This is a genomic window from Lysinibacillus sp. NPDC096212, assembly GCF_044763105.1.
GTDB lineage: Bacteria > Bacillota > Bacilli > Bacillales_A > Planococcaceae > Lysinibacillus.
Map to the genome: position 1 here is coordinate 1 of NZ_JBIWFQ010000070.1, position 1,370 is coordinate 1,370.

Annotated in this window: 1 protein-coding gene; it reads right to left on the bottom strand. The window is 36.1% G+C overall.

The genetic code is table 11. The features are described 5' to 3' along the window. Positions 1–42: 42 nt before the first annotated feature. Positions 43–1,257, bottom strand: a complete 1,215-nt coding sequence (locus tag ACIQ7T_RS27950; RefSeq protein WP_402875320.1) for an ISL3 family transposase — start codon at positions 1,255–1,257, stop codon at positions 43–45. Positions 1,258–1,370 lie beyond the last annotated feature (113 nt).

Genomic DNA, 1,370 nt, shown 5'->3' on the forward strand with positions numbered 1-1,370 from the left:
GGTTCTAAGTCAAATGTTGGGGTGTACAAATCTTTCAGCACGTTAACCCAGATGAACCCCGATTTCTTTATACTTTAAATTTAATAAGATTTTTGCTCGAAAGTGATCGAAGCGTCGAAAGCCATATGCATTCCGTTTCATCACTTTTGTTTTATTATTAATGCCTTCCAAGAAGCCGTTGGAATAACCAAAACTAAAGCTATTTAAGATTTCTACTTGCCAGTTTTTAAATGTTTGAATTGCTTTTAAGAAAGCTGGTAATTTTGTCTCTTCTACTTTACGGTAAAAAGCTTGTAATCGCTTCTTCACTTCTATGACATCATTCTTTGTCTTTGCCCAATCAAACCATTCACAATAGGCTTCCTTTAATTCATGAGCTACTTTTAATGTTTCAGACATTTCAGTATAGCGCTGTAAGTACCACTGTTGTTTCGGTGATAATTTAGATGCACGTTTATAAAACACATGACGCATACGTTTACACTTTGTGCGATTGTATTTGTCCCATTCTTTTTGTACTTGTCGGCGCACTTCATCCATTGCCCAATAGATATAACGGCTAAAATGAAAGCGGTCTGCCACAATAACAGGTCGACCTAGTGATTGACGAACAGCTGCTTTAAAACTTGGATTCATATCCATGACCACTATCTCAACGTCTGCTCCATACTGACTTAAGTAATTTTTTATTGTTTCTTTTTTACGATTTGGTAAAATATCAATCGGCTCGTGCGTCTCCGCATTCGCAATTATTAGCTGATACGTACCTGCATCTGTATCGCCTTTATACTCATCAATCGCAATTGCTTTTGGTAAACGTACACCCTCTACTAATTGTTTATTCGCTACCTTTTTAAAACGGCGAATGACCGTCGTGGTTGATGTACCTAGTACTTCTGCAGCTTCTTTAAATGTTTTGGCTTTAATAGCCCGTACATTCACCACTTGATTCCATTCTTTTGAGTAGCGTTGATATTTATCTACGAAGGGGGATTTTTCAGAGAAACGCTTACCACAATTACAAACATAGCGACGACGTTTATAGAAAAGAATAGTTAAACGTTCAAACCATTTTAAGTGATTGATTTTCTGTATACGATAATCGTGAACCTTTGATGTTTCTTTTTTACAAACTGGACATTGATGCGTACATTTAGGCAATTGTACATGCAATGCGATTCGATCGCCTACTTCTTCTACTTTCGTAATCTCTACATCTTTTAATCCTGGGATATTCATGTTAAAATTCATTTGCACAGTTCACCTTTCTATTACTTGTTTCTCGACAATTCAAGTATATATAAATCGGTGAATCTGTGCTTTTTTTATGCGTGGAATTATGTGAATACCCCAACAAATATTATAGAACC